Genomic DNA, 25,565 nt, shown 5'->3' with positions numbered 1-25,565 from the left:
GCGCTTGCTGCCGTCGGGCTGCTGCCAGGCGATGTCGACTTCCGCGCCGGGTTCGACGAACGGGAAGTAGCTGGGACGGAAGCGCATCTCGAAATCGCGCTCGAAGAACGCGCGGACGAATTCGGCCAGCGTGCCCTTGAGGTCGGCGAAGGTCGAATGCTCGTCGACCAGCAGGCCTTCGCACTGGTGGAACATCGGCGAGTGGGTCTGGTCGCTGTCGCTGCGGTAGACCTTGCCCAACGCGATCATGCGCAGCGGCGGCTTGCCGCCGGCCTTGACCAGGTCGGCCATGTAGCGCACCTGCACGCCCGAGGTATGCGTGCGCAGCAGGCGGCCGTCGCCGAAGTAGAAGGTGTCGTGCATCGCCCGCGCCGGATGGTGCGGCGGGAAGTTCAGCGCTTCGAAGTTGTGCCAGTCGTCCTCGATCTCCGGACCGTCGGCCAGGTCGTAGCCGAGGCGGCCGAAGATGTCGGCCATGCGCTCCATCGTGCGGCTGATCGGATGGATGCCGCCGCGCCCGCCGTCGCGACCCGGCAGGGTCACGTCGATGGTTTCGCCGGCTAGGCGCGCGTCCAGCGCGGCGTCTTCCAGCACGGTCTTGCGTGCGGCCAGCGCGTCGCCGATGGCATCGCGGGCCACGTTGATCGCTTCGCCCGCGGCCTTGCGCTGGTCAGGCGGCAGCGCGCCCAGCGACTTCAGTTGCGCAGTGATGCTGCCGCTCTTGCCCAGCAGGGCCACGCGCAGCTGCTCCAGTGCCTCGGGCGTGCCCGCGGCGGCGATGTCGGCCAGTGCCTGGGCGGACAGGGATTCGATGTCGCTCATTCGGGATGTCGTCCGATTCCGGTTCTTCGCAAGATCAAATGGCACAAAAAACGATGGGGAAGGACTTGCGCCCTTCCCCATGCGTTGTCAGCTTTTGTCCGCTGCTTTCGCAGAGGGAGCGACGGCTTTACGCCGCGAGAGCGCCCTTCGCCTTTTCGGCCAGGGCGGCAAAACCCGCCGCGTCGTGCACGGCGATGTCCGCCAGCACCTTGCGGTCCAGGGTGATGCCGGCTTTCAGCAGGCCGTTCATGAAGCGGCTGTAGCTGAGGCCGTTGATGCGGGCCGCCGCGTTGATGCGGGTGATCCACAGCGAACGGAAGTTGCGCTTCTTCTGCTTGCGGCCGATGTAGGCGTACTGGCCCGCCTTGATGACCGCCTGCTTGGCAACTCGGAAAACCTTGCGACGGGCGTTGTAGTAGCCCTTCGCACGGCTGATGATCTTCTTGTGACGGCGACGTGCGGTCACACCACGCTTGACTCGTGCCATTTCCTAATCCTCCTCAGAGATACGGCAGCATGCGATCCAGGCGGCCCGAATCTTCCTTGCGGACGATCTGGCCGGCGCGGGCTTCGCGCTTGGTCTTGGTCGCTTTCTTGGTGAGGATGTGGCTGCGGTTGGCGGAGCCAGCCTTGTACTTGCCGGAGGCGGTCTTGCGGAAACGCTTCGCCGCGGCCCGGTGGGTCTTGATCTTGGGCATGGGAATCCCTGCTTGGATTGTTTTCTGACTGGTTAGGGCGCCGTCCTTCAGCCTGTGCGACCAGGTCGCCAAGGCCAAAAGCCAGACTTTCCATCCTGCCCAACCGGCGGGTAAGTCTTTGATTTCCCGAAGGAATCAAGACAGGTTCCTTGTACCTGGCACCGTTGCCGGCGACAGTCCCGGCGAACCGGGCCGCGCATTATGCCTGTTCGGGGAATCGCTTGCAAATCAGGTGGTTGGAGTCTGTTTCCAGAAAAGCGAAGGGGCGCCTCCCGGCGCCCTTCCTCACCCTTTGCCCTTTCCCCGCAAGCGGGCGGAGGGCAACGGTCGGTCTTCTGCGCCTTCCGGCGCAAAAGATCATTTCTTCTTGGGCGCGATCATCATGACCATCTGCCGGCCTTCCAGGCGCGGACGCGACTCGACGACGATGTCGTCGCCCAGTTCGGCCTCGATGCGCTGGGCCATTTCGCGGCCCAGTTCCTGGTGGCTCATCTCGCGGCCACGGAAACGGATGTTGACCTTGACCTTGTCGCCTTCCTCGAGGAAGCGGCGGATGTTGCGCATCTTGATCTGGTAGTCGCCCTCGTCGGTGACCGGGCGGAACTTCAGTTCCTTGATCTCGACCTGCTTCTGCTTCTTCTTGGCCTCGTTGGCCTTCTTCTGCATTTCGAACTTGAACTTGCCGAAATCCATGATCTTGCAGACCGGCGGCTCGGCGTTCGGCTGGATCTCGACTAGGTCCAGGCCTTCTTCCTCGGCCTTGGCCAAGGCTTCGTCGCGCGACAGGACGCCGATCATCTCGCCGTCGCTGCCGATCACGCGCACGCGCGGCACGCGGATCTCGTGGTTCTTGCGGTTCTGCTTGTTGTCGGGGGTGCTGATATTGCAATCTCCAGGGAGAAAAGAACCGGTCCGCGTGGCGCCTTTTGCGCCGGAACGACCGGGACTGGCTACGCCGCCTGCTCGCTGCGCAGGCGCTCGGCGAAGGCGGCGACGCTCATTGTGCCCAAATCCTCGCCCGAACGCGTGCGCACGGCAACGGCGCCGTTCTCCTTCTCGCGGTCTCCGACCACCAGCAGATACGGCACGCGCTGCAGCGTGTGCTCGCGGATTTTATAGCCGATCTTCTCGTTGCGCAAATCCAGGGCAACCCTGAATCCTTGATTTGCAAGGATTTTTTCCACCTCGGCGACCCAGTCGGCCTGGGCATCGGTAATGTTCATGACCACCGCCTGGACTGGGGCCAGCCAGGCCGGGAACTGGCCGGCGTGGTGCTCGATCAGGATGCCGATGAAACGCTCCATCGAGCCCACGATGGCCCGGTGCAGCATCACCGGATGGCGGCGCTGGCTGTTTTCGTCCACGTACTCGGCGCCCAGGCGGCCCGGCATCATGAAATCGACTTGCATCGTGCCCAGCTGCCAGGTGCGGCCGATGGCGTCCTTCAGGTGGTACTCGATCTTCGGGCCGTAGAAGGCGCCCTCGCCCGGGAGTTCCTCCCACTCGACCCCGGCCGAACGCAGCGCGCCGCGCAGCGCGTCCTCGGCCTTGTCCCAGGTGGCGTCGTCGCCGAGGCGCGAATCCGGGCGCAGCGCGATCTTGATCTGGATGTCGGAGAAACCGAAATCCGAATACACCTTCAGCGCCTGCTGGTGGAAGGCACGCACTTCGGACTCGATCTGCTCCTCGGTGCAGAAGATGTGCCCGTCGTCCTGGGTGAAGCCGCGCACGCGCAGGATGCCGTGCAGCGCGCCGGAGGGCTCGTTGCGGTGGCAGGCGCCGAATTCGCCGTAGCGGATCGGCAGGTCGCGATAACTGTGCAGGCCCTGGTTGAACACCTGCACATGGCCGGGGCAGTTCATCGGCTTCACCGCATAGGTCCGCTTTTCGGACTCGGTGAAGAACATGTTGTCCTTGTAGTTGTCCCAGTGACCCGACTTCTGCCACAGCGACACGTCGAGGATCTGCGGGCAGCGCACTTCGCCGTACCCGGTCTCGCGGTAGACCTTGCGCATGTATTGCTCGACCACCTGCCAGATGCTCCAGCCCTTCGGGTGCCAGAACACCAGGCCGGGACCCTCTTCCTGCAGGTGGAACAGGTCCAGCGCCTTGGCGATCTTGCGGTGGTCGCGCTTCTCGGCTTCTTCGAGCTGGGTGAGGTAGGCCTTCAGGTCCTTATCGTTCAACCAGGCCGTGCCGTAAATGCGGCTGAGCATCTGGTTGTTGGAATCGCCGCGCCAGTAGGCGCCCGCGACTTTCATCAGCTTGAACGCGCGCAGCTTGTCGGTGCCCGGCACGTGCGGGCCGCGGCACAGGTCGGTGAACTCGCCCTGCGTGTACAGCGACAGTTCCTCGTTCGACGGAATGCTTTCGATGATCTCGGCCTTGTAGGCCTCGCCGATGCCCTTGAAGAACGCCACCGCGTCGTCGCGCGACTTCACGCTGCGCGTGACCGGCAGGGCTTCCTTGACGATCTTGTGCATTTCCGCCTCGATCGCCGGCAGGTCTTCCGGGGTGAACGGGCGCTCGTAGGCGAAGTCGTAGTAGAAGCCGTTGTCGATCACCGGACCGATGGTGACCTGCGCGCCCGGGAACAGGCGCTGCACGGCCTGGGCCAGCAGGTGCGCGCTGGAGTGGCGCAGGATGTCCAGCGCGTCGGGGCTCTTCTCGGTGACGATTTCCAGCGAAGCGTCGCGGTCGATGCGGAAGCTGCTGTCGACCAGCTTGCCGTCGACCTTGCCGGCCAGCGTGGCCTTGGCCAGGCCGGCGCCGATGCTGGCGGCGACCTCGGCGACCGTGGGGGCGGATTCGAATTCGCGGCGGCTGCCGTCGGGGAGCGTGATGTTGACCATGTTCGGATATCGATTGTTGGAGCGGGCCATGCCCGCGACCGGGCGCCGGCGCGCCCAAAACGAAAACGGCGCCACGAGGGCGCCGTCTTGCGGAGACCTCGGGCGTATTCAGCAGTGGGCGGTGGTAGTGCTCATGTCGCACGCTCGGCCGGCGTTGCCGCGGGCCACCCGGTTCCGTTGGATGAACGGGCGCATGTTAGCGCATTCCCGCACCCGGCGCCTTCCCGTGGCATCATTCCGGGCATTCCTGCAGCGGCGGAGGGGCCGCGGTGACGCGTTCGCGGGACAAGGCCACATCGTTCGACATCGCCCACCTGGCCGGGGTCTCCCAGCCAACGGTGTCGCGCGCGTTGCGCGGCAGCCCGATGGTCAGCGAGGAGACCCGCCGGCGCATCCGGGCCATCGCCGAGCAGCTGAACTACAAGGTCGACAAGAACGCCTCCAACCTGCGCGCACAGCAATCCGGAACGCTGGCCCTGCTGCTGTTCGAGGACCCGACCCCGGACGATTCGCTGATCAATCCGTTCTTCCTGTCGATGCTCGGCTCGATCACCCGCGCCTGCGCGTTGAACGGCTACGACCTGCTGGTGTCGTTCCAGCAACTGTCTACCGACTGGCAGGCCGATTACGAAGACAACCACAAGGCCGACGGCATCCTGTTGCTGGGCTACGGCGACTACCTCGAGTCGGTGCAGCGCCTGCAGAAGCTGGCCGAACAGGGCACCCATTTCGTGCGCTGGGGCGCCGCCCTGCCCGGCCAGCCCGGCGTGTCGATCGGCAGCGACAACTTCCAGGGCGGCCACGACATCACCGCGCACCTGCTGCAGTGCGGGCGCAAGCGCATCGCCTTCCTCGGCCATGCCTCGAACCACTATCCGGAGTTCTTCGAACGCTATCGCGGCCACGTGGAGGCGTTGCGCGCGGCTGGCATCGAGGCCGATCCTTTGCTGCAGGTGGATGCGATCACCACCGAGCAATCCGGCCACGAAGCGATGAATGGCCTCCTGGAACGCGGCATCGGACTCGATGCGGTGTTCGCCGCCAGCGACCTGATCGCCATCGGTGCGATGAAGGCGCTGCACGAACACGGCCTGCGCGTACCCGAGGACGTGGCGGTGGCCGGCTTCGACGACATTCCGATGGCCAGCTTCGCCAATCCGAGCCTGTCCACCGTGCAACAGGACACCAAGCGCGCCGGCGCGCTGATGGTCGAAAGCTTGGTCCGCCTGATCAACAAGCAACCGGTGGAAAGCCAGAGCATCCCGGTGAAGCTGGCGCTGAGGCAGTCATCTCAGCAAACACCCGATGTGGGAGCGACGTAAGTCGCGAAGCTCTTGGTTTCGGGCCAAGGCCGGTTCGCGACTTACGTCGCTCCCACGATGAGCTTTGCCGCGGTTTCAACGGTTCTTGTGCGCCATCGAATACAGCAGCCGCTCGCGCAGCGCTTGCAGGGCCAGGGGGCGGTCTAGGAACAGCACGCGCACGCCATGCGCAGGCACGTCCAGCGCCAGCGTGTCGCCCAGCTTCACCGTTTCGCCGCTGAAACCATCGCGCCAGTCGCCCGGTTCGACCAGCTCGTCGAGCTTGATGGTCCGCGCGGCGTCGCCCTTGTTCAACAACACCAGCGCGGTCTGCGCCTGGCCGTCGTGTTCGTACACCCGGTAGAACGCCGCCTCGTCGCCCTGCAGGCGCAGGTTCAGCTGCAAGCCGCGCTGCAGCGCCACCGAATCGCGGCGCAACGTGGCGATGCGCTTCAGGTTGCCGTAGATCGGGCTGTTCGAAGCGGCGTCGACCCGCTCCTGCCCGTAGTAGTTGCGGTTGCCGTCGTGTTCGGCGCGTCCGCGCATGAAGCCGGTTTCGGAACCGTAGTAAATCACCGGGATGCCGCGTGCGGTGAACAGCCAGTTGTTGGCGTCGATGAATCCGTTGTCGGTGGCATCGATGCGCGCCATGTCGTGGTTGTCGTAGAACGTCACCAGGTCGTACGGATTGTTGTACGGGCCGTCCTCCAGGTACAGCGCTTCGCCCAGCTGGGCGAAATCGCTGTCCGCCTTCTCGAACACCTGCTCAAGCTTGCCGCGCAGCGGGAAATCGAGCACGCTGTAGCCGCCGTTGCGCGGCAGCGTGTGCATCGCGATCGTCGACGCGTCGTAGTTGAAAGCCTCGCCGAACATGAAGAAGCCGGGCTTCTTGGCGCGGATGCGGTCGGAGAACTTCTTCCAGAACGCATGCGGCATCCAGCCGATGGTGTCGACGCGGAACGCGGTGGCGCCCTGGTCGATCCATTGCTCGTAGGCGCCGGCCAGGTAATCCAGCACCGCCGGGTTGTTCTCGTTGAAGTCGGACAACTGGGCCAGGCCGCCGCCGGTGTTGTAGAAGGCGTGCAGTGGATTGTGTTTCGGGTCCAGCTTGTCAGGATCGAGGTTCTGGTGGTCGGCGACCAGCTTGCCGGCCTTGTCCCAGACCTTGCCGTACTGCGGCTGCATCTTCGGCATCGAATACGCCGGCGAACCGTGGTTGCCGACGATGTCCAGCACCACGTCGAGCTTCTGCTGCTTCATCGCCTTGGTGAAGCCGGCGAAGTCGAGGCCCTTGCTCGGCAGGTGCTCGTCCAGCTTGTAGAAGTTGATGCCCCAATAGCCGTGGTAGCCGGTCTTGCCCCGGTCCTTGAAGAACGCATCGGAACCGATCGGCGAGCCGCCGGTGAACGCCTCGTCCGGGTTGTCGACGATCGGCGTCACCCACACCGAGGTGAAGCCCATGTCGCGGATGTAGCCGGCGTTGTCGACGATGCCCTTGAAGTCGCCGCCGAGGTAGCCGATGTTGTCGCCGTGCGCATTCGGCACCGGGCGGTCGAAGGTGCGCAGCACCGGATCCTTGCCGCCCTGTTCGCGATGATCGTTGGACTTGTCGCCGTTGACGAAGCGGTCGGTCACCACGAAATAGACCGATTCGCGCGCGAACGGCTCCAGGGTGCCGTAGATGTCGTCGGCGGCGATTGCGTTGCCGGCGGGCAGGCCGAAGGCGATGGCCAGCGCAAGCGGCGAAAGCGTACGGATGATCGACATGGGCACCTTGTTCGGATGGCTTATGCGGAATGGGAAGCCGGCTCGGGCACGCGCAACACGCACAGTCCCGAAAGGATCATGCTGGCGCCGCCGAGGATCAGCACCTTGGCCGGATCGCCGCCCAGCACGTGCTTGAGCACGTAACCCAGCGTGGCGACCGCGACCAGCTGCGGGATGACGATGAAGAAATTGAAGATGCCCATGTACACGCCCATCTTGTGCGCGGGCAGGCTGTCCGACAGCAAGGCATAGGGCAGCGACAGGATCGAGGCCCAGGCGAAGCCGACGCCGACCATCGGCAGCAGCAGCCAGTCGGCATTCGGCATGAACGGCATCGAGATCAGGGCGATGCCGCCCAGGGCGACGTTCAGCAGGTGGCTCCAACGCAGGCCCAGGCGGCGCGCCATGAAGGGGATGGCGATGGCCGCCAGCGCGGCGAAGCCGTTGTAGGCGGCGAACAACACGCCGACCCAGTTCGCGCCGGTGTTGTATTCGACCGAAGTGGTGTCGCCGGTGCCGTAGTAAACGGCGGTCACCGCAGTGGTGGTGTAGATCCACATCGAAAACAGCGCGAACCATGAGAAAAACTGCACCACCGCCAGCTTGCGCATCGTCGCAGGCATCGCATAGATGTCGGTCATCACCTGGGCGAAGCCGTTGTCGCGCCCGACCACGGTCAAGGCGAGCAACGCCACGCCGTACACGGCCAGCAGCGCGCCCAGCAGGTACAGCTCGCGCGGCAATCCTTGCCAGGCCACCAGGCCCATTCCGACGACGCCCACCGCCAGCCACAGCAAGCCGAAGCGCGCGGCGCGCCCGCGGTCCAGCGGGAGGCGGTCCAGCGGCTGCGCTTCGTCGTAGGCGTGCAGGGTTTCCGGCGGATATTCGCGGGTGCGCAGCACGGTCCAGGCGATCGCCCCCAGCAGCACGCCGGCGCCGGCGTAGAACGCGTAGCGCACTGTGTCGGGAACCTGTCCGGCGGCGGCGGTGTTGGCCACGCCGGCCTTCTCCAGCATCCACGGCAGCATGCTGGCGATCACCGAACCCGCGCCGATGAAGAAGCTCTGCATCGCATAGCCGTTGGCCCGCTGCGACACCGGCAACTGGTCGCCGACGAAGGCGCGGAACGGTTCCATCGACACGTTGATCGACGCATCCAGCACCCACAGCAGGCCGGCGGCGATCCACAGCGTCGACGAGTCGGGCATGAACACCAGCGCCAGCGACGCCAGCAACGCGCCGACGAGGAAATATGGCCGGCGCCGGCCGAAGCGCGGATGCCAGGTGCGATCGGACAAATAGCCGATGATCGGCTGCACGATCAGCCCGGTCAGCGGCGCGGCCAGCCACAGGCCCGGCAAGGCTTCCTGGTCCGCGCCCAGGGTCTGGAAGATGCGGCTGACGTTGGCGTTCTGCAGGGCGAAGCCGAACTGGATGCCGAGGAAGCCGAAGCACATGTTCCAGATCTGCCAGAACGAAAGTTGCGGCTTGTGACCCGACTTGTTGTCTGGCGTCTGGCTCATTCCCCTGCCCTGCATGCGACGGCCGCGAATTGCGGAGCGCGTATGTTGCGGGCAGGCCGCGACGATTCCATGCTGCACTGCAAACACGAAGCTACGTTCGCGTCACGCTTCGTCGCGGGCGCGCAGCTGCGGTTTTCGCCGGGAAAACCGCTGGATTTCCGAAGCGCGCCTTCGTCTCGCGCCGCCGCGCGCACGCCACTCGCGCATGATGGCCGCATACGTATTCATCGACCCCCTGCCGTCCGGGCTATGACGCCGCGCAGCCTCCATGGAATAGTGGCGCCCCGTCGCGCGCACCCGGACCGCGCGATCGAAACCGATCGGGGAAAGGAATGGCGACGAAACACTGGTGGCGCGGCGCGGTGATCTACCAGATCTACCCGCGCAGCTTCATGGACACCAACGGCGACGGCGTCGGCGATCTGCCGGGCATCGTCGAGAAACTCGATTACATCGCCGACCTTGGCGTCGATGCGATCTGGATTTCGCCGTTCTTCAAGTCGCCGATGGCCGACTTCGGCTACGACATCGCCGACTACCGCGACGTCGACCCGCTGTTCGGCAACGTCGAGGACTTCGACCGCCTGCTCGCCGGCGCGCATGCGCGCGGCATCAAGGTCATGATCGACCAGGTGCTGAGCCATTGCTCGGACCAGCACGAGTGGTTCAGGGAAAGCCGGCAAAGCCGCGACAATCCGAAGGCCAACTGGTACGTCTGGGCCGATGCCCGCGAGGACGGCACCCCGCCGAACAACTGGATGTCGCTGTTCGGCGGCGTGGCCTGGCGCTGGGAACCGCGCCGGGGCCAGTATTACCTGCACAACTTCCTGTCCGCGCAGCCCGACCTGAACTTCCACAACCCCGAAGTGCAGGCCGCCACGCTCGACAACGTGAAGTTCTGGCTGGACAAGGGCGTCGATGGCCTGCGCCTGGATGCGATCAACTTCTGCTTCCACGACGCGCAATTGCGCGACAACCCGGCGAAACCCGCGGAATTGCGCGTAGGCCGCGGCTTCAGCCCGGACAATCCGTACGCGTTCCAGTACCACTACTACAACAATACGCAGCCGGAGAACCTCGGCTTCCTCGAGGACCTGCGCGCCCTGCTCGATCGCTATCCCGATGTCGCCGCGCTGGGCGAAATCTCTTCGGAAGACTCGCTGGCGACCACTGCCGAATACGTCACCGACCGGCGCCTGCACATGGGTTACAGCTTCGAGCTGCTGACCGACGACTTCAGCGCCGCGTACATCCGCGGCACGGTGGAACGCCTCGAAGATGCGATGCGCGAAGGCTGGCCGTGCTGGGCCATCTCCAACCACGACGTGCAACGCGCGGTGACCCGCTGGGGCCGCGGCGACGACTCGCCGGCGCTGGCCGCTCAACTGGTCGCGCTGGTCTGCTCGTTGCGCGGCTCGGTCTGCCTGTACCAGGGCGAAGAATTGGGATTGCCGGAAGCCGACGTGCCGTTCGAGGCGTTGCAGGATCCGTACGGCAAGACTTTCTGGCCGAACTTCAAGGGCCGCGACGGTTGCCGCACGCCGATACCGTGGAATGGCGGCGAAGGCGCCGGCTTCAGCCATGGCTCGCCATGGCTGCCGATTCCCGCCGAACATCGCTCGCGCAGCGTCGCGATCCAGCAGGCGCAGCCGGATTCGGTGCTGAACCGGGTGCGCGGCTTCCTGCGCTGGCGCCATGCGCAACCGGCATTGTGCGAGGGCGGCATCCGTTTCCTGGATGCGCCGGAGCCGGTACTGGTCTTCGTCCGCGAGCTTGGCGAACAGCTATTGCTGGCCGCATTCAACCTGTCGAACGAAGCGGTCGCCTGGGAAATCCCCTCCGATCTTGTCGTCGAAGCGGACGACAGCCATGGCCTGCTCTCGGGTCGGATCGAAGGTGGCGAACTCCGACTGCCGGCGCGCGCCGTGTTTTTCGCGCGGATCGTGTGACCCAGGGTGCCGCGCTTCCCGGGGGAGCGCACGTCAGCGCGCGGCAGGGAGCCTGACAGCGCCGCGAACCGATCGGGTGGCGCTCCATACGGTTGCGCGCCGGCTGCCCTCCTACAAGCGTCATGCACGGGACTACAACGACATGGCTGACATTCCGAAATTCGCCTTTCTCCTGCCGGCGCTTTTTTTCGTGGCCAACGCGTTCGCAGCGCAGCCGGGACACGAGTGGCGCGAGGAGAAACTGCAGGCTCCGGCCTTCCTCGGCGAATCGCTGGACGTCCGTGCCCTGCTGCCCCCGGACTACGATGCCGCGCAGCGTTATCCGGTGCTCTACCTCAACGACGGCCAGGACGGCCAAGCGGTCGGCCTGAAGGCGACGCTGCAACGCCTGCGCGCCGAAGGCAGGATCGCCCCGCTGATCGTCATCGCCATCGGCATGCCAAAGGACCGCCTGGGCGCCTATGGCCTGTCGGACCGGCTGGCTACGCGCAGTCTGGTCGGCGGTTCGCGCGTCGGTCCCATCGGCGTGCAGGCCCATGCCTATTCGCACTGGCTGGCCGATTCGCTGGTGCCGTTCGTCGACGCCCGCTATCGCAGCGTTCCGCGCCCGCAAGGCCGCGCGATCCTCGGTTGGTCGCTCGGTGGTCTCAACGCATTCAACCTTGGCTGGCAGTATCCGGAAATCTTCGGCATCACTGGGGCGTTCTCGCCCTCGTTCTGGCTGGCCGGCGAACGCGGCGATGCGGCGGCGATCCAGCGTACCCGGCTGGCGCAACGCATGCTCGATGCGGGCAGCAAGCGCGAGGGCTCACGCTTCTGGCTCACGGTCGGCGACCGCGAGGAAACCGACGACCGCGATGGCGACGGCATCATCGACGCAGTCGACGATGCGCGCGACCTCGTGGACGGCTATGCCGGCAGCGGCGCCACCCTGCGCGGCCTGCGCCAGCTCGGCTACAAGACCAACCTCGGCGAACGCGACATGCCCGCTGCCGACGACACCGCGGCGTTCCGCTTGTTTGCAGGCGGCGAGCACAACCAGGCCAGCTGGGCGAAGGAGCTCCCGGAGTTCCTGGGTTGGGCGTTCCCTGCGAGCGGCGGTGGGAAGCTGCTGCATTTTCCCCAGTTTTCCTCGGCGCGCGTCGCCTCGCGCAACGTCGACGTGTGGTTGCCGCCAGGCTACGACGGCGATCCGCGCAAGCGCTACCCGGTGCTGTACTTGCACGACGGCCAGAACCTGTTCGACGCCTCCCGCGACACCGCTTACGGCGGCACGACCTGGGGCATCGACGAGGCGATGACCAAGCTCATCGCCAGCGGCGGTATCCGTGCCGCCATCGTGGTGGCGGTGTGGAATACGCCGGCCCGGCTGGCCGAATACATGCCTGCCAAGGCGGTGACCACCGACGCAGTGCATTTCGTCGACGGCTGGCCCGACCTGCCGCGCGGCGACCTGCGTTCGGACGAATATCTCTCCTTCCTCGTCGATGAGTTGAAGCCCTTCATCGACGAACGTTTTCGCACCCTTCCCGGCCGCGACGACACGATGCTGATGGGATCGAGCATGGGCGGACTGATTTCTGCGTACGCGCTGACGGAATACCCGCAGGTATTCGGTCGCGCCGCCTGCGTGTCCACGCATTGGCCGGCTGGCGGCGGCGCGGCCATCGATTATTTCGGCAAGCACCTGCCCGATCCGGCGACGCACCGTTTCTACTTCGATCACGGTACCGCCACCCTCGACGCCGCCTACGCGCCGTACCAGCAACGCATGGACCAAGCCATGCAGCGAGCCGGTTATCGCAACGGCGTGAACTGGATCAGCCGCGAATTCCCCGGCGCCGACCACTCGGAAAAGTCCTGGCGCAAACGCGTCGAAGTGCCGCTGCGGTTCCTGCTCGGCCGCTGATCCAAGCGGGTCTCCTTGCTGAATTGCGCCCGGTAAGCGCCCGTACCGGCGATTACACGCGCGCGACGCGTTCATGCGTTTAACGCTTTTGTCATGAATACGTATGCAGGGCGATTTGTGCGCCAATTCGCGCGTCTACCATTGCTCCACGCTCAGGGCGACCCAGGTTTCCCCAGCGGTCCGGGTCGTCCCGGAACAATCCGGATCCACACAAGACAACATTCCTGGAGGGGAAAATGTTGCAACTCAAGCGCAACCTGCTGTGCGTCGCCGTCGTATCCGCAATGGCGATGGCCGCCAACGCGCAAGCCCAGGACGCCGCCCAAACCGAGGCGGACAAGGCCAAGACCGATGAAACCGTCAACCTGGACAAGGTCAAGGTGGTCGGCATCCGCACCGGCATCGAAAAGTCCCTCGAGACCAAGCAGACCGCGACCTCGATCGTCGAAGCCGTCTCCGCCGAAGACATCGGCAAACTGCCCGATGCGTCGATCGCCGACTCGATCGCCCGCCTCCCCGGCCTGACCGCGCAACGCGAGCGCGGCCGCGCCTCCCAGATCAACATCCGCGGCCTCTCCGGCGACTTCGCCGGCACCACGCTCAACGGCCGCGAGCAGGCCAATACCAGCGACAACCGCGGCGTCGAATTCGACCAGTATCCGTCCGAGCTGCTCAGCTCCGCAGTGGTCTACAAGACCCCCGACGCCCGCCTGGTCGGCCAAGGCCTGTCGGGTACCGTCGACCTGCGCACCGTGCGTCCGCTCGACTTCTCCGAACGGGTGATAGCCGTCAACGCCCGCTACGAGCAGAACAAGATCCGCGACCAGAAGGAGAACGGCAACCGCTACAGCTTCTCCTACATCGACCAGTTCCTCGACAACAAGCTCGGCGTCGCCTTCGGATATGCGCACATCGACAGCCCGCAGCCGGGTTTCCAGAACGAGACCTGGGGCTATACCGGTGGTGCGAGGGGCGCTCCCCTCAACGGGAACAATGTCTTCGGCGGCGGCAAGGTCTACAAGTTCGACGACAACAACAAGCGCAACGGCGCGATGTTGACCATTCAGTACAAGCCGGGCGACATCTACGAGACCTCGCTCGACCTGTTCTATTCCAAGTTCGAGAAGACCGAGATCAAATCGGGCGTCGAATTCGGTACGGCCTGGGGCAGCAACGGGACCGAAACCTTGCTTCCCGGCTACACCGCGAACGGCAACGGCACCGTTACCGACAGTAGCTGGACGGGAATCAAGCCGGTGCTGCGCGCCGACTCCAACCCGCTCGACGACCGTTTGTTCTCGTTGGGCTGGAACAACAAGTGGCGCCTGGGCGAGCATTGGACCCTGACTCAGGACATCTCCACCTCGCGCGTCCACCGCGACATGGATTTCCTCGAAACCTACGTCGGCCTGAAGGGCGCGGGCACCACCAACCTGCGTGTGACCCTCGATCCGAACGGCTTCAATCGCTACGCTTTCGACGCCGATTTCAACGACCCGAACCAACTGCAGATGGTCGATGCTGGCAACTGGTCCCAGGACGGTTATCTGAAGAATTTCCAGATCAAGGACCGCATCAACGCCGGCCGGATCGACCTGACCCGCACCTTCGACGAAGGCTTCATCGAAAGCGTGTCGTTCGGCATCAACGAAACGATCCGCAAGAAGGAAAAATCGTCGCTGGAATACAAGTTGTGCCTGCAGGCCAACCCGGCCTCGCCGGGCAACTGCGTGGTCGGCGCTACCGCGCCATTCCCCGGCAGCCCGACCGACTTCAGCTTCGGCGGCATCGACGGCATGGCAATGTTCGACGCGGAAACACTGCTGAACAACGGCACCTATGACCTCGTGCGCAAGAACCACAAGGACATCGCCAACAAGAACTGGTCGGTCCGCGAGAAAATCGATACTTTCTACGTCCAGGCCAACATCAACACCGACATCGGCCAGAACCTGACCCTGCGCGGCAACGTCGGCGTGCAGTGGGTGAAGGCGGACCAGACCTCGAACGGCATCAACACCGTCGCGGGCAGCGAGAGCGGCGACAACATCTCCGAGAACGCCAACTACAGCAACTTCCTTCCCAGCCTGAATCTGGCATTGGGCTTCCCGGACGAGTACTACATCCGCTTCGGCGCTTCACGGCAGATGCAGCGCCCGCGCATGGACGATATGCGCGCCAACGTCGACGTGAACATCTCCACCGGCAACTGCAACAACATCCCGGTCCAAGGCGGAACCTGGTGCGGCGAAGGCGGCAATCCGCAACTCAAGCCTTGGTTGGCCAATGCCTACGACCTGAGCCTGGAAAAATACTTCACCACCGAGGCGGGCAACACCGGCTTCCTCGGCGTGGCTTATTTCTACAAGGATCTGTTGAACTACATCTTCACGGACACCCTTGCGTACGACTTCGCCGACTATGCGTTGCCGGCGCCTGCGCCCGGCCAACTCAACTACCCCACCAGCACCCAAGGCTACCTGAAGGGCAAGTTCAACGGCAGCGGCGGCCTGCTGCGCGGTTACGAGGCCTCGTTCTCGGTACCGCTCGACGTGATCTGGCGCGGTCTGGACGGTTTCGGCGTGCTCGGCAGCTATGCGGTAACCGACACGACCATCCATCCGAACGGACCAGGCACCAGCGAGCGCCTGCCGGGCTGGTCGAAGTACGTGTCGAGTCTGACCGCCTACTACGAGCGCGGCGGCTTTTCCCTCCGGCTCAGCCAGCGCACCCGCAGCAAGTTCCGCGGCGAGAGCCGGGGCTTCGGCGCCGACCTCGGCTACGAAGACTTCCACGGCGAGAAGGTGCAGGATGCGCAGATCAACTACAACTTCAACAACGGCAAGCTGAAGGGCCTCTCGCTGTACCTGCAGGTCAGCAACATCGGCGACGAGCCGGCGCGTTCGGAAGACAGCACCGATTCGGCCTCACGGCCGCTGAAGTACTTCGAGTACGGAAAGACGATCCTGGCGGGCTTCGGCTACAAGTTCTGATCGCAGCCCTCAGGCAGTTCCTCGCTTTGCCGACCTCCGGGTCGGCAAAGTTTTTTTGGCCCCCGCCTCGCTCAGGATACGGATTACGATAGATGGCGCACGTGGTATCGAAAGAGGCTTGAATGACCGACAACCGCATCCGCAAGGTGATCATCGTCGGCGGCGGCAGCGCCGGGTGGATGACCGCCGCCTTCCTGTCCCAGGCCCTCGGCAAGGACATGGACCTGCATCTGGTCGAGTCCGATGAAATCGGCATCGTTGGCGTCGGCGAAGCGACGATTCCCCCAATCGTCAATTTCAACAAGGCGCTCGGCATCGACGAAGACGAGTTCATCAAGGCGACCCAGGCCACGTTCAAGCTGGGAATCCAGTTCCGCGACTGGGGCGCCATCGGCGAAACCTACACGCATGGTTTCGGCACCATGGGCCACAGCACCGGAGTGGTCGATTTCCCGCATTTCTGGTTGAAGATGCGCCAGGCCGGCAAGGCCGACGGCCTCGAAAACTATTCGATCAACCTGCTGGCCTGCGAAAAGAACAAATTCATGCGGGCGACGGACAAGTACCCGAACTCGCCGCTGCAGGACATCGCCCACGCTTTCCATTTCGACGCTGGGTTGTACGCGCGCTTCCTGCGCCGTTACGCCGAGCAACATGGCGCCGTCCGGATCGAAGGCCGCATCTCCAGCGTGCAGCAGCACCCTGAATCCGGGTTCGTCACATCGGTCACCTTGGCCAACGGCGACGTCCATGCCGCAGACCTGTTCGTCGATTGCTCGGGCTTCCACGGCCTTCTGATCGAGCGCACCTTGCAGACGGGTTACGAGGATTGGAGTCACTTGCTCCCCTGCAACCGGGCGCTGGCGGTGCCGTGCGCCTCGGTGTCGCCGCTGACGCCCTACACCCGATCGACCGCTCACAAGGCGGGCTGGCAATGGCGCATTCCGCTGCAGAGCCGGATCGGAAATGGTCATGTGTATTGCAGCGAGTACATGAGCGATGACGAGGCCGCCAACATTCTGATGCGCAACCTGGATGGCGAAGCGTTGGCCGATCCACGCCCGATCAAGTTCACCACCGGCAGGCGCAAGCAGTTCTGGAACAAGAACGTGGTCGCCGTGGGCTTGGCCGGCGGCTTCATGGAACCATTGGAATCGACCTCGATCCACCTGGTGCAGAAGGCCATTTCCCGGCTGGTCGCGTTCTTCCCCAACCGCAACTTCGACCAGGCCGACATCGACGAATTCAACCGCCAGTCGATACAGGAATACGAGCAGATCCGCGACTTCATAGTCCTGCACTATCACGCCACCCGGCGCGACGATTCCGAGTTCTGGAACTACTGCCGCACGATGCCGATCCCCGACACGCTGCGCCACAAGGTTGAGCTGTTCCGCAGCAACGGTCGGGTCTACCGGATCAACAACGAGTTGTTCAGCGAAGTCAGCTGGTTTCAGGTCATGTACGGGCAAGGCATCCACCCGCACGGCTACCATGGCCTAGCCGACGCCAAGCCCGAGGCCTTCGTCGAAGGGATGCTGGCCGACGTGCGCCGGGTCATGCATGGGGTGGTCGACCTGATGCCCACACACGAGGAATTCATTGCCCAGAACTGCAAGGCGGAGCCGGTGGCGAGGTAGGACAGAGCAAGACCCCGTCGGCACCGGCCACCCAGACCGGCCCGCGAGGTTCCCCGCGGCGGTTTCCGGTGCTATCATGCGCGCCCCCGCAAGGGGCGAAATCGGGCGGTTAGCTCAGCGGTAGAGCACTACCTTGACATGGTAGGGGTCACAGGTTCGAACCCTGTACCGCCCACCAATAAAACAATGACTTAGCTCATTGGGTATTGGGGAGTACGGCAAAAGTACGGCAAACAGCGATGCTGTTACCGGGCTTTCATCCGTCTCCCCTTTTGCTTTTCTGGCCTTCTCTCTTTCCCAGCTACGCGACCAGCCGCGCCGACTGCGCCTCGGCGACTTTGGCGGCGATCCATGCATTGACGGCCGACGCCAACCAGCCGACTGAGCGGGGACCAAGGCGCAGCTTTGGCGGAAAGGCTCCACTGCGTACCAGCCGGTCCAGCGTGGAACTGGTCAGGCCGGTTGCGCGAAGGACTAGCTTCTCGCGAAGGATCGGATCAGGGATGCCGGGAATGGCTACTTGTTCGGTTGCACTCATCTTTCAGATTCTGATTTCGGCCACGCGGAAACGCGGCGCGAAGCGGAGTGCTTCGCACCGGTCCCGGTGGTAGTTGGTGAGGGGACGCCGCTACGCGCGGCGTGAGAGTTAAAGGTGGAACGCGGGAGCTACTGCCCCGAAGCCTCTTCCACGTCCCGCGCTGACGGGAAGTCTTCCGAGAGAATGTGCTGCAGGTTCAGCAGTCCGGGCAGCCGGTTTAGCCAGATCAGGCCCATGGCTGCCTGAACCTGTTCCTGTGTCACTTCGCCGCGAGCGGCACTAGCTGGAATCTTGGCGACCGTGCCCAGCCGATCAAGCGTGCTAATGGTTGGATTGCCGCCGACCAAGTCAGTCCCAAGGCCACCACTGCGGCCGTAGCTAAACTGCTGTTCAAACCCTAGGAAGTCGGCCGCCGTGTCCCAAAGCATGGGAACGATCGACGAATCGCTAGCGCGAGCAAATGCCATCTTGGCGATGGCCTCAGGCTCCAGCATTCGCTTGCGTCGCTCAGCGTCGGCCGCATGATTCACGTAGACCATCCCGACGTAGCCAGCAGCTGAGAACGCCATGGACGTGGCGAACTGCACTGCCGCGATGCTGTCATGCTTCGCGAATCCGTGGAGGGTGTGTCGCGTCCATGCACCGATAGTGAAGGTGCGGAACTGCATTAGCAGTTTAGCGAAGCCTCCATGCATCCACTCCGGAACCGCGCCCACGTCTAACTCTTGGATGACGTGCCGGGTCGCGCGGTTCATGGCCTCGGCAAAGCGGACTTTCAGCTTGTCGGGCAGATCGTCCAACTTGGGATCTACGAGAACGCCGCCCTTAGCTTCAGCGCCCTTTAGATGCTGCAGCACCGCGTCAATCTCTTCCTCTCCCAATCCATAGTCCTTGAATCGGGAGCGAAGGGCTTTGCTCATGCCGTCGCGCTGTGCGTCATCGTAAAGGCGCTGGAGCATGGCGCGACCGTAGAACAGCTGCTGCATGTCGGTAATTGGCCCGAGGCCCGACGCGATGGTCTGGAACCGCTTTGCTCTCTGTGCCGCACGATCCACCTTCCCAAGCAGCCCATCGGAAAACCCTGGAATGTTGTAGTCGTCAGCCCGGAGCGACACCTGATTCTTCAGCATCGACATGCCGGTACCGAACAGACTAGCCATCTGACGGGCCATGCCATCGTCAAGCGTGCCGTTCATCGCCTGCCTGACCACCGATGCCAGCGCGGGAACTTGCTTCATTGCAGCCCGGAACCCGGTCAGCCCGAGAACCTTTCCGTTCTCCGCCAGCATGGAGAACATCACAGAACCCATGGTGGATAGGAAATTCACGTCCATCCCCATGCGAGCAATCCGCGCAAAGTCGCTCGTCTCGCTCTCGACCATCGGCCTGCCAAGGATGTTCCGGAGGAACATGCGGGCAACCTTCGCGCCATCGGCGTCTAGCTGCTTCTCTACTGCATGCAGCTGGGTAATCAGACCGTCTACTTCGCGCCACGAACCGTAGCCGCTCTGTCCAAGTGCGATGTGTCCCGACATCTCGCGGAGGTAGTTATCAACTACGCGCTCGGCGTGGGTGTCGAAAAGGTCGACCATGCGAAGCCGCGTCCCGTCTTCTAGCGTGACGCTTACTGTCATGTCCAACGGCAGACGCTGCTTCAGTCTCGCGGTCGGAACCGCTCCGCCCTTTGTCGCCTCAGGTGTGAACTTCGCGACGATCTCGGCGATCTCGTCCTGCTTTACTCCTGCCTCTTCCAGTACGTCCTCTAGGTAGTCGAGGCGTAGTTCAGTCATGCGGTCGATACCGCCGAGAGGATCAGCCTTCGCTCCCATAACGCGGCCAACGTACGCCTTGGCAGCCTTCATGGTGGTCTCTTCGTCTACAGGCAGTCCAAGTCCCTGACGGCCGCCACGGATCGCCGCAGCGAACATCTCCGTTAGTGGCTCTTCCAGAACGCGAGTGTCCTTACCGCCAAGGTCGCGGATGAACTGCCACAGATCGCCACGTAGTACGCGAGGCATCGCGTAGCCCATCAGGCCACCGCTGGCATCCATGCCCCGGACACCAGCCCGCGCACCTTCATCCCAGACCCGGGGCATGACCACCGACTCCAGATGCGCCGCCGCTTTGTTCACGGCAGGGTCCGCATGCTTCATGCCGGTCAGTGCTGTCTCACCGACCGCGCGGGAGAACCCTTCGCGGCCATCCAAAGAGAACTGCCGATTCCACCAGCCGCGAACGCCGCGCTTACCTTGGCCTTCGAACGATTCACGCACCGCGCCTTCCCATCCGCTGCTGCCGTCATCGCCGACGCGCCACAGGTGCGTCAGAACGCCTCTGAGACGATTGGCTCTCTCGACAGCGCCCGTGGCGTTCACGGCGTCGCCCTTGACGCCTACGGGGTCGGAATGGAGGGCGCGTAGCAGCGTTCGGCCGGTTTCGCCCTGCTGGTCCACATAGCGCATGGCATCCAGACGGACGCGCTTATCGATAGCGGACCGCAGCGGCCCGAGGTCGTCGGTCAGATCTTCCAACGCCTCGCGAGCCGACTTTACCCGGCCCTCACCAAGTGCGGTCTGTACGCCCACCAGGCTCTCTACATGCGTGCCGCTAGCGCGTGCGGCCGACAGCGTGTCGTCACCGAAGGCACTAGGGACGGCCTTGCGCATCGAACGGTTCAATGCGTCGAACAGTTCCTTACGTTCCTCTCTGCGCAGTAGCGTTCCGCCACCTTCAATAAGCACGCCGAGACTCGTTCCCGCCGTGAAGTCGACCAGCATGGCATTGGCGTCATAGTTCGGATCGGCCAAACCTTGCAGGGAGCCTGCGATGGTGTTAGAGACTCCCGCGCCCAGCGCCGCCTTTCCCACGCGATAGAGCTTGCCGCCCTTCGTGCCTGCGGAGAGTGGCGCAGCGACGGCATCCACGGCGAACGCCACAGGGTCTGACAGGCTCGACAGCAGCATTGCGCCGAAGCCCTTTCCGCCCGCGTTGGTCATCATGCGGTCGTTCTCAGCCCGCTGCTGGTAGACCCTCAGCTTCGCTTCGTAGTGCTGCTGGCTAACTACGTCGCCGAATTCGTCGGTCCAATCAATGGGAATGCCGCGCTCCGTTAGGTCTTTCACCAACTTCGCGGGATCAAGTTCATAGGTGTCATCGAACTCAAAGCCCGTCATCTCCATGAACTGCATCACGTTGGTGACGGTGTGATTGTTCTCGACACCGGCCTGATAGATCTGAGAGAAGTCCACGGCCTTGGCCTTTTGCTCGGCCGCGTATTGCTCGGACCGAATTTCGGCCTCGCTCTGGATTGGCGTGGCGTCACCCGTCAGCGCGAAGTACTCGTTTAGCTCCTGACCATTTGTCGCCCTCGGATGGTCAGGCATGCTGCATCCTCAATGCAGGGGCTGCGCCTCGGCCGTCTACAACTAGCGGCTGCGCAGCAACGCATGCGCTCTTCGCAGGACCGGAATCGATGTACAGATTGGATCGCCTCAGGTTCAGGTGGTTGCCATCGCGGTAGCGCACTACCTGCCTATGACCAGCACTGACGATGAAGCGAGCGACGGGAAACAGCTTCCTTCCGCGCTTTACGCACACGTAGCTTCGGGTAGGGGCAGCGGAACTGAAGGCCCAGTAAGGGGACACTCCGGCAGCGATCAGCGCCGAATAATCGGCTAATTCGATAACTGCATGCCCCTTCGATCCAGCGAGGGGTACGCGAGCAAGTGCGGTGCCATCGGGACCGGTGAAGGTCTCGGGCTTGGTGTTTCGTTTCATGGGTATCTCAAAGACAAAGGCAGCCCGTTCCGCTCCCACCAGGGCGGGGCAGAGGGCAGCAAGGGAGTTCGCGGGATGCGTCTAGTGGGCGGCCCCGACGAGGGCTGCTAGACGCGGGAGATGATTACTGCGCGGCAGCGGACAGCTGCGAGTCGGTAGCGCTTTCAGCGGCTCGCTGCGCCAGCCAAGCGTCTAGATCGGCGGGGCGGTAGCGGATGCAGGTGCGGGAATAGCGGATAAAGCGCGGCCCTCGGCCTGCATGCCGCCAGTTCTCCAAGGTGTGCGGGGTGACGTTCAGAGCTTCAGCCGCCTGCTTGGTGGTCAGCGGCCGGTCTGCTTGTTGTGAATCGGTGGTCATGGTGAAAGTCGGTAGTGAAAGGGACGGGTAACGGCTTAGAACGGCTGCCTTACCTAATAGTGGGACTCAGCGGAGTCCCGGGAAGACGCGGGGTGTTCTAGCCAATTACGGGGACTTAGACCGTAGGCAAGGGAAGACGGCGACGCAGCGCCGCTGCTGGTCAGCGGGACGGGCGGAACGGGATCCGGTTGTGATGCGTCAGCTGATAGCTGTCACCAGAGATGTTGCACGTCCAGTCTTCAAACGTCGGGAAGGCCCCGACGGCAAGCGGATTGACAGCTAGCGGATTGAATACCCCAGCCGAGGCAAAGTAGTTGCGCTCAAGGTTGGGCCAAGCCGGGTCTAGCAGTACTTCATCCTCATCAATGTCTAGCGCCCACACCGCGCTCACTTGCGCATAGGTCTCGTCGAGGAACGTCGTTAGCGGAATAGGAGAACCATTCGGAGACTCTATGCTCGCCCTCTGCGACCTACCGAGACTGGGGCGCATGAAGCCGTTCCCTATTGGGTCAAACCGAATGTGGAGCGGACCGACTGCGAACAGTGCCTCTACCGCGCAGGGATTGCCGCTGCTGCCGTTAAAACCGATTCCTGCCTTGCCTCTCAGGTTTCGGCCATTGACGGCTATGACGTAAGGCTGGGTAGCCTTCACGATTCCTTTGTGCAGGTAGCCGGGCCGCTTTCCATCAGGACTTCCCTCTCGCGGTCCCAGAAGCGCCGCGACTTTCTTATCGATGGCCTGAGTCCACCGCCTCAGAACTTGATCCGCCGGAAACTCCAGCATGCCCTCATCTGTCGCCCCGGTCTGGGCGAGGTAGTCGGGGTCGATTCTTGTGGGGCGGGGCGTTACAACCTCGACCCAGAATCCTTGCTCGCCTTTGTAGGCCCAGAAGTCTGGCCCAGCGGAATCACTTTTAAGCTCATAGCCGGATCGCATCAGCTTGTAGGCGACCAGCATCTCTGACAGTCGCTCCCGATACGTGTCCTCGGCTGCTAGTTCCTGCACAAAGTGCGGATCAGCGAGCCCTTCCCACGTGAACCATTCGAAGAGTGCTATTAGCCGTCGCAGCTTAATGTCCCAAAGCCCGCCTGCGTCGCTGCATGCGCTCTCAAACTTCCTTTGCACGGCGGGCGGGATCATGTGCACTAATCAGGCGTACGCCGCTCTTAGCCCTACTTGGTGTTCATCGGTCATCGAAGCCTCAAGCTCATCAAGCCAAGCCGTGAACTCAGCGAGGTTGTTAAGGCTAAAAACCTTAACGCCGAATGCTTCCTCTAACGCCAACCCGGGATGCTTTGTGAGTTCGGCCATGGGCTGGTCAAGTGCGATAGCGTCACAGTAGGGGGCGTAATGGGCGATATGATCGACATCCGAATAGAACCCGCTCAGTTTTTGTAGTGCCCGCTCGCGATTTGCATACGCACCGGCCTTAACCATAGCCTTCAGCACGGCGAATGACCTAGCGCGTATGTACTGAAAAGGTAGATGCGCGAAGTGCTGAGAGTCGAAGAAGAGAGCGCAACGTTCTAGTTGCATTGGAAATGGCATTTCTCTTGGCAGAAGATGCCGCATGCCTTCCACAACCTTAGAGACGATTGGGGAATCGAGTAGCGCCGCAAAGTCGCCTTGACCTACCCGAGCGAAGTAACGCAAGTAGGAGCTTAGATAGATCCTCTTCGCGCCATCCAACTCTCCGGCGACATCTTGCTCAAAGGTATCGTTTGATTGCCGCCAGCCATCAAAGAGGTTCACCAAGTTCTCAGTGGACTGCCGCTTGTTCTCGCGTTCTTGGGCGGTATCTCCGGGAGCGTGCCTGACATCGACTATGAAGTAGCTATCCCACTCGTGAACCCGTGCAGTCAATGCTTCCCTTTGTTCAATGGGATATTCCACAGGCCCATTGTCTAGCCACTGTCGGAATCCCTTGATTATCTGACTGCGTTCGACCCGGTAATCCGACTCAAACTTATGGCCTCGGCTAGTCGTCTTTATGAACTCCAATAGTTCATCAGCCCGCGCCCACAGACGTGTCTCGGCTTCATGGATATTGGATCGCGGAATGGTGAGCAGCTGAGAGGCGGCGATCCGTTCGATACGGTCAGCGAGTTCTACAAACCGGCGATCCCCACCTCGGAAGGCCCCGCTAAAGAAGGGCTGGTCAAGATAGAGAACCTTCTTCCTTACTGGAGGGAGGTAGATTCGCTGAGAGTAGTTGCAACGTCCGCACCCACGTAGCACGAAGTCGCCCAAGACGCTGACGTTCCCAAAAATCTCAAAGCCGCATGCGGGACATTCTCCGAGTACGCGTGTGACCAGCATGCTCCCCTCCCGTCCATGACCTCAAAAAAATAAATACCCCATCACGCGCGGGAGAGTACGCGACTTACCGCAGCCGCCGTCCAGTTCGATCCCCGGCGGGTCTTGATCCCTCGCGCGTCCAATGCTGCGGCAATCTCACGTAGACCGGTGCAGCCCGCAGCTTGAACCTGCCGAATCACAGGGATCACGTTGGTGGCGAAGCGGTCCGCCCCTTGCTCTCTCGCTTCCTGTGCGGCCGTACGCGCGTCGTCTAGTCGCGGATTGCCCAACCGCACGCCCCGCTTCTTGGCGGCCACCAGGGCGGCCTTGGTGCGCTGGGAGATCAGCCGTCGCTCTTCCTGCGCTACCGCCGCAAGGATATTGATCGTCAATTCATTTGCCGACGGATTGTCCGCCGCGACGAAGCGAACGCCCGAGTCCATCAGGCTCGACACAAAAGAGACCTTGCGACTGAGCCGGTCCAGCTTCGCGATGACCAGCGTTGCTTTGGCCTTCTTGGCGTGGTCGATAGCCCGGGCCAGTTCGGGGCGGCTGTCATCCCCACCGGACTCTACGTCCGTGTACTCGGCGAGTAGTTCCCACTTCCCGCCATTGAGGTAATCAAGCACGGCCTGTCGCTGTGCTTCCAAGCCAAGCCCGGACTCTCCCTGCCGCTTGGTGGAGACCCGGTAGTAAGCAACGAACTTCCCGTGCATTGGTGCCGCCCTTTGTCGACTTCGTATCGTTACTATACCACCGATTAGAAACGATACAAGGGGCGCGGCGACCCTGCACGCGAGGCACCGGACCTCGCTAAGTGCTACGCGGCCTGCGCCGCGCTCTCCGCTCGACTGTGACAAGCCGGTGCGATCCTCTCAGGTAGACGCGACGCTGCGCCGCTTGGGCGACTGGCGGCGTTCTGAGCGATCCTGCGGAGCGGGGGCGGATGAAAAAAAAGACCAACCATCCAGAGCAGGGATGATCGGTCCGAGGGCAGCGCGGCGCGAAGGTGCGGCCAGCAGCTGCGCTATGGCAAGAGCTAACGACGATGAAGGTAGACCAAGGTCGTTGGTCTAGACGATGGATCTCCTGTCCGACCGTCTGTCCCCACTGAAGGTAGACCCTTGCAGACCAAGGTC

The 25,565-nt window shown here is 63.1% G+C and carries 18 protein-coding genes and 1 tRNA gene; 6 read left to right on the top strand and 13 right to left on the bottom strand.

The window, feature by feature from the left end; genetic code table 11:
• The 5 genes from J5837_RS10280 to thrS all read right to left on the bottom strand — a co-directional run.
• Positions 1 to 822: phenylalanine--tRNA ligase subunit alpha (locus tag J5837_RS10280; RefSeq protein ID WP_210536655.1), on the bottom strand; the 822-nt coding region annotated here is incomplete at its 3' end.
• A gap of 127 nt (positions 823 to 949) precedes the next feature.
• Positions 950 to 1,309, bottom strand: coding sequence for a 50S ribosomal protein L20 (gene rplT / locus J5837_RS10275; protein WP_210536654.1), 360 nt, complete (start codon positions 1,307 to 1,309; stop codon positions 950 to 952).
• A gap of 13 nt (positions 1,310 to 1,322) precedes the next feature.
• Positions 1,323 to 1,520, bottom strand: a complete 198-nt coding sequence (gene rpmI, locus J5837_RS10270; protein WP_162372906.1) for a 50S ribosomal protein L35 — start codon at positions 1,518 to 1,520, stop codon at positions 1,323 to 1,325.
• Between the two features lie 357 nt (positions 1,521 to 1,877).
• A complete protein-coding gene (infC, locus tag J5837_RS10265; protein WP_210537006.1) occupies positions 1,878 to 2,402 on the bottom strand; it encodes a translation initiation factor IF-3 in 525 nt (174 codons plus the stop codon).
• 68 nt (positions 2,403 to 2,470) lie between these two features.
• A complete protein-coding gene (gene thrS, locus J5837_RS10260) occupies positions 2,471 to 4,372 on the bottom strand; it encodes a threonine--tRNA ligase (RefSeq protein WP_210537005.1) in 1,902 nt (633 codons plus the stop codon).
• Between the two features lie 269 nt (positions 4,373 to 4,641).
• Between thrS and J5837_RS10255 the strand changes: the two genes are divergently transcribed.
• Entirely contained in the window at positions 4,642 to 5,694 is a 1,053-nt protein-coding gene (locus tag J5837_RS10255; RefSeq protein WP_342345528.1) for a LacI family DNA-binding transcriptional regulator, read from the top strand.
• Positions 5,695 to 5,769: 75 nt separating this feature from the next.
• On the opposite strand, the gene J5837_RS10250 is transcribed toward J5837_RS10255, so the two are convergent.
• Entirely contained in the window at positions 5,770 to 7,440 is a 1,671-nt protein-coding gene (locus tag J5837_RS10250) for an alpha-amylase family glycosyl hydrolase (protein ID WP_210536653.1), read from the bottom strand.
• A 20-nt stretch (positions 7,441 to 7,460) separates the two neighbouring features.
• Complete coding sequence (locus J5837_RS10245) at positions 7,461 to 8,963, bottom strand: MFS transporter (RefSeq protein WP_210536652.1); 1,503 nt, start codon at positions 8,961 to 8,963, stop codon at positions 7,461 to 7,463.
• Positions 8,964 to 9,295: 332 nt separating this feature from the next.
• On the opposite strand from J5837_RS10245, the gene J5837_RS10240 reads away from it, so the two are divergent.
• The 5 genes from J5837_RS10240 (at position 9,296) to J5837_RS10220 (ending at position 17,632) form a co-directional block, all read left to right on the top strand.
• Positions 9,296 to 10,912, top strand: a complete 1,617-nt coding sequence (locus J5837_RS10240; RefSeq protein ID WP_210536651.1) for an alpha-glucosidase — start codon at positions 9,296 to 9,298, stop codon at positions 10,910 to 10,912.
• Between the two features lie 190 nt (positions 10,913 to 11,102).
• Complete coding sequence (locus J5837_RS10235) at positions 11,103 to 12,821, top strand: alpha/beta hydrolase-fold protein (protein WP_342345527.1); 1,719 nt, start codon at positions 11,103 to 11,105, stop codon at positions 12,819 to 12,821.
• 236 nt (positions 12,822 to 13,057) lie between these two features.
• Positions 13,058 to 15,814, top strand: coding sequence for a TonB-dependent receptor (locus J5837_RS10230; RefSeq protein ID WP_210536649.1), 2,757 nt, complete (start codon positions 13,058 to 13,060; stop codon positions 15,812 to 15,814).
• Between the two features lie 122 nt (positions 15,815 to 15,936).
• Positions 15,937 to 17,454: a tryptophan halogenase family protein gene (locus J5837_RS10225; RefSeq protein ID WP_210536648.1), complete on the top strand. Its 1,518-nt coding sequence runs from the start codon at positions 15,937 to 15,939 to the stop codon at positions 17,452 to 17,454.
• A 103-nt stretch (positions 17,455 to 17,557) separates the two neighbouring features.
• Positions 17,558 to 17,632: transfer RNA gene (locus J5837_RS10220), tRNA-Val, on the top strand.
• Between the two features lie 123 nt (positions 17,633 to 17,755).
• Here J5837_RS10220 and J5837_RS10215 read toward each other — a convergent pair.
• From J5837_RS10215 to J5837_RS10190, 6 genes are all read right to left on the bottom strand, one after another.
• Positions 17,756 to 17,992 (bottom strand): helix-turn-helix transcriptional regulator, encoded by a 237-nt coding sequence (locus tag J5837_RS10215; RefSeq protein ID WP_210536647.1) that lies wholly within the window; start codon positions 17,990 to 17,992, stop codon positions 17,756 to 17,758.
• Between the two features lie 128 nt (positions 17,993 to 18,120).
• Entirely contained in the window at positions 18,121 to 21,375 is a 3,255-nt protein-coding gene (locus tag J5837_RS10210; RefSeq protein ID WP_210536646.1) for a hypothetical protein, read from the bottom strand.
• Between the two features lie 518 nt (positions 21,376 to 21,893).
• On the bottom strand, positions 21,894 to 22,127 hold the full coding sequence (locus J5837_RS10205) for a helix-turn-helix transcriptional regulator (protein ID WP_210536645.1): 234 nt from the start codon (positions 22,125 to 22,127) through the stop codon (positions 21,894 to 21,896).
• 160 nt (positions 22,128 to 22,287) lie between these two features.
• On the bottom strand, positions 22,288 to 23,268 hold the full coding sequence (locus J5837_RS10200; RefSeq protein ID WP_210536644.1) for a hypothetical protein: 981 nt from the start codon (positions 23,266 to 23,268) through the stop codon (positions 22,288 to 22,290).
• A gap of 9 nt (positions 23,269 to 23,277) precedes the next feature.
• Positions 23,278 to 24,447 (bottom strand): hypothetical protein, encoded by a 1,170-nt coding sequence (locus tag J5837_RS10195; RefSeq protein WP_210536643.1) that lies wholly within the window; start codon positions 24,445 to 24,447, stop codon positions 23,278 to 23,280.
• A gap of 41 nt (positions 24,448 to 24,488) precedes the next feature.
• A complete protein-coding gene (locus J5837_RS10190; protein WP_210537004.1) occupies positions 24,489 to 25,142 on the bottom strand; it encodes a recombinase family protein in 654 nt (217 codons plus the stop codon).
• Positions 25,143 to 25,565: the final 423 nt, after the last annotated feature.

The organism is Pseudoxanthomonas helianthi, assembly GCF_017939625.1.
Taxonomy (GTDB): domain Bacteria; phylum Pseudomonadota; class Gammaproteobacteria; order Xanthomonadales; family Xanthomonadaceae; genus Pseudoxanthomonas_A; species Pseudoxanthomonas_A helianthi.
The sequence above is the reverse complement of the archived record's forward strand: the minus strand, read 5'-3'. Positions and strand labels throughout refer to the sequence as shown.